Genomic DNA, 7882 nt, shown 5'->3' with positions numbered 1-7882 from the left:
TGCTCGGCTTCGGTGCGATCGGCCAACAGATCGCACGCCGCCTGAAGGCCTTCGATGCTCACGTGATCGCCGTCGCGGGATCGTCGGTGGAGATCGGAAGGTGCGGCATGGCAGTGGTGGTCCGATGGCGGACCGGCACGGCGAAGCCCCGCGCTCGGGGCGTCACCCGACAACCGGTGATCGCAGCAATGTGGCCCTGGCATGGTTTACGAGGTGTTAAGGTGCCTCCTAATTACCACCGTTCGGTTTAGTCGCGATCCGGCCCGGCATCCACGAGCATCGCGCTGTCGGCAGGGCGCTCCGTCGGGCGGTTCGCTTGTTCGGCTCACCGGGCTTTGTTATGAGCGGCGCACCCCCTCCAGATCGAACCGAAAGGCTGGCCTTCCAATGCGCGTGGCAATGATCGGCACCGGCTATGTCGGGCTCGTTTCCGGCGCCTGCTTCGCGGACTTCGGCCACACCGTCACGTGCGTCGACAAGGACGCGCGCAAGATCGAGGCGCTGCAGGCCGGCCATATTCCGATCTTCGAGCCGGGGCTCGACCGGCTGGTCGAGACCAACGTGCGCGAAAAGCGCCTCGACTTCACGACCGAGCTCACCGGACCGGTCGGCGAGGCGGATGCCGTGTTCATCGCCGTCGGCACTCCGTCGCGGCGCGGCGACGGTCACGCGGATCTCAGCTATGTCTACAATTCGGCGCGCGAGATCGCCGCCGCCGTCTCGGGCTTCACCGTGGTGGTGACCAAGTCGACCGTGCCGGTCGGCACCGGCGACGAGGTCGAGCGGATCATCCGCGAGACGCGCCCGGATGCCGACGTCGCCGTCGTATCGAATCCCGAGTTCCTGCGCGAAGGCGCCGCCATCCGCGACTTCAAGCACCCCGACCGCATCGTCATCGGCACCACGGACGAGCGCGCCCGCCAGGTGATGACCGACCTCTACCGGCCGCTCTACCTGAACCAGGCGCCGCTCCTGTTCACCCAGCGCGGCACCGCCGAGCTGATCAAGTACGCGGCGAACGCCTTCCTGGCCACCAAGATCACCTTCATCAACGAGCTCGCCGACCTGTGCGAGAAGGTCGGCGGCGACGTGCAGGAGGTGGCGCGCGGCATCGGCCTCGACAACCGAATCGGTGCGAAATTCCTGCACGCGGGTCCCGGTTACGGCGGCTCGTGCTTCCCGAAGGACACGCTCGCGCTGATCAAGACGGCGCAGGACCACGAGGCGCCGTTGCGCATCGTCGAGACCGTGGTGGCGGTGAACGACCAGCGCAAGCGCGCCATGGCCCGCAAGGTGGCGAGCGCGCTCGGCGGCAACGTCCGCGACAAGACGATCGCGGTGCTCGGCCTCACCTTCAAGCCCAACACCGACGACATGCGTGACGCGCCGTCGATCCCGCTGGTGACGGCGTTCAACGACATGGGCGCCAAGGTGCGGGCCTACGATCCGGCCGGCATGGAGCAGGCCAAGCGCGATCTCGACGGGCTCGTCACCTTCTGCGGCAACGCCTACGAGTGCGCCGAGGGCGCCGACGCCCTGGTCATCGTCACCGAGTGGGAGCAGTTCCGGGCGCTCGACCTGCATCGCCTGCGGTCGGTGATGAACCGTCCCGTGGTGGTCGACCTGCGCAACATCTATCGGGCCGACGAGATGGAGCGCGCCGGCTTCACCTATTCCGGCATCGGGCGCGCGCCGGCCGAGGCGTGAGGGAGGGGGTGTTCACCGCTCCACTCGATTGAACACGACCTCTCGGCAGTACATCGGCTCCGTGTCCCGGACGCGGTGCAGCGCGACGCGCTGCACCGTCGAGCCGGGACCCAGGGGCGGTCCGGCAAGGCGGTTCGCCTGAGAAAGGTGGGCCCCGGCTCGGCGGTGCATCAGGCCGGTGGCCTGCTGCACCTTGTCCGGGGCACGCAGCACAGGGCGCGACGAGCCCGCCTCAGCAGGTCGCCTGGCCGCAGCGGGCCGTGTTGATCTTCTGCTTGAGCGTGTCGCGGCCGACCGCCCCGATCACCACGTCGGAGCCGACCACGTAGCTCGGCGTCCCGTTCAGGCCGAGCGCCTCGGCGAGCCGCAGGCTCTCCTGCAGGCTGGTCCGGACCTCGTCGCTGCTCATGTCGCGCTCCAGGCGGGCGACGTCGAAGCCGGCCTCCTTGGCGACGGCGAGCGCCTTCGCCTTGTCGGCCTGGCCCCGGGCCGAGAGCATCCGCTGGTGGAAGTCGAAATACTTCTTGCCGGTCTTGTCCTGCATCCTGGCCGCCGCGGCGACCCGGGCCGCCTCGACCGAGCCTTCGCCCAGCACCGGGAACTCCTTCAGCACGACCCGAAGCTTCGGGTCGGCCTGCATCAGCTCCTGCAGGTCGGAGAGGGCGCGCTTGCAGTAGCCGCAGTTGTAATCGAAGAACTCGACCAGCGTGACGTCGCCCTGCGGATTGCCGATGACGACCTGGCGCGGCGAGTTGAACAGCGCCGCGGCATGGGTCTGGACCGCGGCCTTCGCCTTCTCGGCTTCCGCCACGGCCTGCTTCTTCTCCAGCTCCGCCATCACGTCCTGGAGGAGCTCGGGATGCTTGAGCAGGTAGTCGCGGACGATCGACTCGATCTCCGAGCGCTGCGGCGCCGAGAAGCTCTGGGCGCCGGCCGGCAGGGCCAGCCCCGCGGACAGGAGGGCGGCGGTGGCGAGCACGCGCAGGGAACGGCGGAACGGCATGGGATCGGTCCTTGGTTATGGACGTTGGACGGGAGCGCCGTTCGGACGGAAGCTCGCGATGTCGTCGGCTTTGACCCAACCGGGTGAGCCGACCGGGAGTCTCTCTTTGGCGCGGATCGCCAGCAGGCGGGCCGTGCGGTTGTCGCCCCGGGCCAGGGCGGCCTGGGCCGCGGCGAGATCGGCCTGCGGGAGGTCGCCCTTGCGGCCATAGGCCTTGGCGAGCTGGGTATAGCCGTCGGCGATGTCGGGATCGAGCAGCAGGGCCTGGCGCAGATACTTGATCGCGTCGTCGGCGCCCTTGGGATCGTTGGTCTCGATCAGCGCCTGGGACAGCATGACCTGGATGAGCAGCGGGTTCGGCGCGCCGGCGACGGCGCGGCGGAGCGGCGGCACCGCCTCGGCGGGTCGGCCCGCCTCGAGCAGCACCTGCCCCTTGAGCTCGTAGAAATAGGGGTTGTTCGGCTGCGTCTGGATGAGCGCGTCGATCTGGGCGATAGCCTGCCGGAGATCGCCGTGCTTGTAGGTCGAGATCGCCCGGGCGTAGCGGGCCGGCAGGCTCTGGTCCGCCGGAGGATAGCGGCGCGCCACCACGCCCGGCTGGTCCATGAAGCCGGACAGCTTCGCCCGCATCATGTCGTGGCGAAGCTGCAGCTCGGGCGAATCCTTCTTGTCGTAGAACTGCGTCCGCGACATCTCGGAGAGCGCGGCGATGCGCTCGCGCGGCATCGGATGCGACATCATGTAGGGGTCGGCGCCCTGGGCGGCGAAGAGCTGCTGGTCGGCGAAGCGCTTGAACGTCTCGTACATGCCGCGCGCCGACTGGCCCGTCTCGGTCAGGAACTTCACCCCCGAGCGGTCGGCCTGCTCCTCGTGCTGGCGCTGATAGGCGAGCAGCGAGCGCTGGATCATGCTGGTCGGCGCCGCCATGGCGACGGCCGCGGGATTGCCGCCCACCGAGTTCGAGCGCGCTCCGGCCACCGCGGCGCCGAGGCCGAGCAGGATGCCGATGATCGCCATGGTACTGGCGTTGGCGAGCTCGGTGCGCAGCTTGGCGAGGTGCCCGCCGGCGATGTGGCCGGTTTCGTGCGCCAGCACGCCGATGATCTGGTTCGGTGTCTGCGACTCCATCAGCGCGCCGGCGTTCACGAAGATGCGCCGGCCGTCCATCACGAACGCGTTGAAGCCGCGGTCGTTGATGATGGTGACCTTGACGTTCTGCTGGGTCAGGCGTGCGGCGCCGAGGATCGGGCGCGTGTAGTCGCGCAGGAGCTGCTCGATCTCGGCGTCGCGGATCAGCGGCATGCGCTGTGCGGCGGCAGGCGTCGGGACGGTCGCTACCGTCACGGCGCACGCCACCGCGACTGCGACGGCGCGAGGCGCCCGCAGCACGAGCCGGCGCTTGACAGGGTCGTTTGCTGCGCTCATTCGAACCGGTGCTTGGCCGCCACCGTCAGGATACGCGGGTGGCCGGGCGTTCCACAATGGGCCGTGACGCGACCCGGTTGCACCCCAACAACCCACAGAATGCGGCAACAGCACGGCGTCGGCCCCCGTCGCGCCGCCGCATCCGAGGCCCGAGTCGCATTCGATTCGGTGTAGATTTCCGAGGCTTGCATGACACCCGACCGCGCCCGCCTGTGCCGTCCGTCGGCGCGCAGCGATGTTCCCCCGTTCATGGTCATGGACGTGATGTCGGCCGCCGCCCGCCTGGAGCAGGCCGGCCGCCACGTGATCCACATGGAGGTCGGCCAGCCGGAGGCGCCGGCCCCGGCGGCCGCCCTCGCGGCGGCCCGTGAGGCGCTCGGCGGCAGCGGCGCGGCGCTCGGCTACACCGAGAGCCTCGGCATTCCGAGCCTGCGGCGGCGGATCGCCCGCCATTACGCCGAGACCCATGGCGAGGAGATCGATCCGGCGACCGTGCTGGTGACGACCGGCTCGTCGGGCGGCTTCGTGCTCGCCTTCCTGGCCCTGCTGGAGCCGGGCGACCGCGTCGCGCTGTCGGTGCCGGCCTATCCGCCCTACCGCCACATCCTCACCGCCCTCGGCTGCGAGCCGGTGCTGATCCGCACCGGGCCGGAGACACGCTACGCCCTCACCCCCGAGGCGCTGCTCGCCGCCCATCGCGACGCGCCGCTGAAGGCCGTGCTGATCGCCAGTCCCGCCAACCCGACCGGCACCATGATGACGGCCGAGGCGCTGGCGCGGCTCATCGCCACCGCCGAGGACGCCGGCATCGCCGTGGTCTCGGACGAGATCTATCACGGGCTCGACTACGCCTTCCCGGCCACCACGGCGCTCGCCGCGTCGCGCAGCACCGTGGTGATCAACTCGTTCTCCAAGTACTTCTGCATGACCGGCTGGCGGGTCGGCTGGATGGTCGCGCCGGAGCAGCTGGTCCGGCCGATGGAGCGGCTGCACCAGAACCTCGCGATCTCGGTGCCGACGCTGTCGCAGGTCGCGGCCGAGGCCGCCTTCGACGGCCGCGCCGAGATGGAGGCCGTCAAGGCCGGCTATGCGAGGAACCGCGACATCCTGGTGAAAGGTCTCCCGGCCTGCGGCATCGACCGCTTCCTCCCGGTCGACGGGGCCTTCTATCTCTACGCCGACGTCTCCGACTTCACCCCCGACAGCCACGCCTTCGCCCGGGCCCTCTTGGAGGAGGCCGGGGTCGCCGTCACGCCGGGGCTCGATTTCGACCCGGTCGCCGGCCGTCACTTCGTGCGCTTCTCCTACGCCCGCTCGGAGGCCGACATGGTCGAAGCCGTCGCCCGCATCGGCCGCTGGCTGAAGGGGATGGGGTAGGGGATCATCGGGTAGGGATCATCGCGTTCGGCGATCCGTGCTAATCGAGCCGCATGATCTGGCAGCTCGACACTCTGCTGCTCGGTGCCGCTACCGCAGCGGCCGGTGTTTTCGGCCTGCGCTGGCTGGCGCATCAGGCGATGCTGCGGGCCCTGCGGGCGCCGCGGGTGCCGCACGATCAGGGGCCGCTCGATCTCGGGCTACCGGCCGATGCCGTTCGCGAGGTCGAGATCGCCGGGATGCGCGGCAAGCGCCTGTTCGCCTGGCTGGTGACGCCGGACGTGGCGGTCCCGGCGCCGCATCCGGCCGTCCTGGTGATGCACGGCTGGGGCTCCAACGCCGCCATGATGCTGCCCGTGGTGGCGCCGCTGCGCGACGCCGGCTTCGCCGTGCTGCTGCTCGATGCGCGCTGCCACGGCCGCAGCGACGACGAGGATTTCGCCTCGATGCCGCGCTTCGCCGAGGATATTTCGTCCGGCCTCGCATTCTTGCGCGCGCAGCCGGGCATCGATCCCGGCAGGATCGCCCTGATCGGGCATTCGGTCGGGGCCGCCGCGGCGCTCCTGCACGCCTCGCGGCACGACGACGTGCGCGCCGTCGTGAGCCTTTCGGCCTTCGCGCATCCGCGCGAGATCATGCGGGGCTGGATGGCGGCGAAGCACGTGCCTCACTGGCCGATCGGCTGGTGGGTGCTGCGCCATGTCGAGCACGTGATCGGCGCCTCGTTCGACGTCATCGCGCCGCTCGCGACCGTCGCGCGGGTCCGCTGTCCGGTGCTGCTGGTGCACGGGCGGCGCGACGACACGGTGCCGTTCGCCGACGCCGAACGTCTCGCCGCCGCGGCGTCGCGGGCCCGCGTGCTGGCGGTCGACGGCGATCACGACCTGCGCGACGCGCTCGCCCCTCGTGCCGGCGAGCTGGTGGCGTTCCTGCGGGCGGCCTGCGCGGCCGACCGGCCGGCGTTCACGCCCGCTTGAGCGCAGCGGACGCCGACACGGCTTGCACAGCCGGCCCGTACGGGGCAGCCTCGATCCGTCGACCGATACCGGCGCACCAGACGCCGGACGGAGGAAACGTCGGCCGCTCCGGCCGGCGAGACACGCCCGCCCCGGAACGCTCCAAGGAGACCGCATGTCGTGCCGCACCCTTCTGCTCGGCCTGATTCTGGCCGGAGCCACCTTCGTGCCCGCTCTCGCGCAGACTCCGGCGGCTGCGCCGCCCGCGCCTCCGTCCCCGCCCGTGGCCGGTGACTACGTCGTCAGCTACATCGAGGTGGCACCCGGCAAGGCCGCCGAGGGTCTCGCCCTGGTCAAGGAGCTGAAGGCGACCGCCCTGAAGCATCCGGGGGTCGTCGGCGTCACGGCGCTGCAGCGGACAACGCATCCGCACCATTTCATGCTGCTGGAGCGCTGGACCGACGACGCGGCCCGCGCCGCTCATGCGGCGATGGCGGATGTCGGCGCGCTGCGGGCGAAGCTCGCCGCCATCGCCACGGCGCCGTTCGACGAGCGGCCGCATCGCCCGCTCGCCGTGGGCGAGGCGAAGCCGGCCGGCAGCGGCGCGATCTACGCCGTCACCCATGTCGACTTCATCCCGACCGCACGGGAGCAGGGCGAAGCCCTGGTGACGGCGCTCGCCGGCGCGAGCCGCGGCAGTGCCGGCAATCTCCGCTTCGACGGGCTGACCCAGGCGAGCCGGCCCAACCATTTCACGCTGGTCGAGGTCTGGGCCGACCCCAAGGCGTGGGAGGCGCATGTGGACGCGGCGGCGACCAAGACGTTCCGCGACAACCTGCTGCCCAAGAGCGGGAGCCTGTACGACGAGCGCCTCTACCACGTGATCGACTGAGCGGCCGGACGGCGGCTCAGCAGGCCAGCCCGGCGTCGATGGCGGCCTGGGCGAGCCTCACCGCGTCGTCGCGCGTCGGCGCGTCGGCCGACGTGGTGAAGGTCGCCAGATCCGCGCTGGCCTGGGTCGCCGACCCGGCGTCGGCGCGGCGCACCGAGGCGCGCCACAGGCCCGGCGCCCGTTCGAACGGCTCGATCGCGTATCCGGCATAGGGCGTCATGGCGGCTCCCGGGTCTCGACCCGTCAAGCCCGCCGGGCGGCGCGGGTTCCGCTCCGTCCTCGGCCTCCGTCGTCCCCGTGCCTGAAACGAAACGGGCCGCCCGAAGGCGGCCCGTCCGTGGCTCGTGTGCGACGCGTCGCGTGCGGAGCGTCGCTCAGCCCTTGTCGCCGAGGAGCTTGCGGGCCCACCAGCCGGTGCGGCGAGGCTTGGCGGCCTCGGCGCTGGCGGCCTCGCTGGCGGCCGGCTCGGCGTCGGCCGGGGTCTCGGCGGGAGCCGCCGGCTCGATCCCGGCGGACTCCGCC

The 7882-nt window shown here is 71.0% G+C and carries 8 protein-coding genes; 5 read left to right on the top strand and 3 right to left on the bottom strand.

Annotation, left to right across the window (positions count from 1 at the left end; translation table 11 throughout):
• Both CH341_RS35385 and CH341_RS25355 read left to right on the top strand, forming a co-directional pair.
• Positions 1–251: hypothetical protein (locus CH341_RS35385; RefSeq protein WP_210208609.1), on the top strand; the 251-nt coding region annotated here is incomplete at its 5' end.
• A gap of 136 nt (positions 252–387) precedes the next feature.
• Positions 388–1707, top strand: coding sequence for a UDP-glucose dehydrogenase family protein (locus tag CH341_RS25355; RefSeq protein WP_111421756.1), 1320 nt, complete (start codon positions 388–390; stop codon positions 1705–1707).
• 232 nt (positions 1708–1939) lie between these two features.
• Here the strand turns inward: CH341_RS25355 and CH341_RS25345 are convergent, their stop codons facing one another.
• Together CH341_RS25345 and CH341_RS25340 are read right to left on the bottom strand one after the other, a co-directional pair.
• Positions 1940–2710, bottom strand: a complete 771-nt coding sequence (locus tag CH341_RS25345; protein ID WP_111421754.1) for a DsbA family protein — start codon at positions 2708–2710, stop codon at positions 1940–1942.
• A 15-nt stretch (positions 2711–2725) separates the two neighbouring features.
• Positions 2726–4135 carry a M48 family metalloprotease gene (locus CH341_RS25340; protein WP_111421753.1) on the bottom strand — a complete coding sequence of 470 codons (1410 nt, stop codon included), beginning with the start codon at positions 4133–4135 and terminating at the stop codon, positions 2726–2728.
• Between the two features lie 189 nt (positions 4136–4324).
• Between CH341_RS25340 and CH341_RS25335 the strand changes: the two genes are divergently transcribed.
• The 3 genes from CH341_RS25335 (at position 4325) to CH341_RS25325 (ending at position 7360) form a co-directional block, all read left to right on the top strand.
• On the top strand, positions 4325–5512 hold the full coding sequence (locus tag CH341_RS25335) for a pyridoxal phosphate-dependent aminotransferase (RefSeq protein WP_170149800.1): 1188 nt from the start codon (positions 4325–4327) through the stop codon (positions 5510–5512).
• Positions 5513–5565: 53 nt separating this feature from the next.
• Positions 5566–6489 carry an alpha/beta hydrolase gene (locus tag CH341_RS25330; RefSeq protein ID WP_111421752.1) on the top strand — a complete coding sequence of 308 codons (924 nt, stop codon included), beginning with the start codon at positions 5566–5568 and terminating at the stop codon, positions 6487–6489.
• Positions 6490–6643: 154 nt separating this feature from the next.
• On the top strand, positions 6644–7360 hold the full coding sequence (locus CH341_RS25325) for a putative quinol monooxygenase (protein ID WP_111421751.1): 717 nt from the start codon (positions 6644–6646) through the stop codon (positions 7358–7360).
• Between the two features lie 16 nt (positions 7361–7376).
• Here the strand turns inward: CH341_RS25325 and CH341_RS25320 are convergent, their stop codons facing one another.
• Positions 7377–7580, bottom strand: a complete 204-nt coding sequence (locus CH341_RS25320) for a hypothetical protein (protein WP_111421750.1) — start codon at positions 7578–7580, stop codon at positions 7377–7379.
• Positions 7581–7882: the final 302 nt, after the last annotated feature.

This window comes from Rhodoplanes roseus (assembly GCF_003258865.1).
In the GTDB taxonomy this organism is placed as follows: domain Bacteria; phylum Pseudomonadota; class Alphaproteobacteria; order Rhizobiales; family Xanthobacteraceae; genus Rhodoplanes; species Rhodoplanes roseus.
This window is presented reverse-complemented; position numbering and strand designations above follow the sequence as displayed.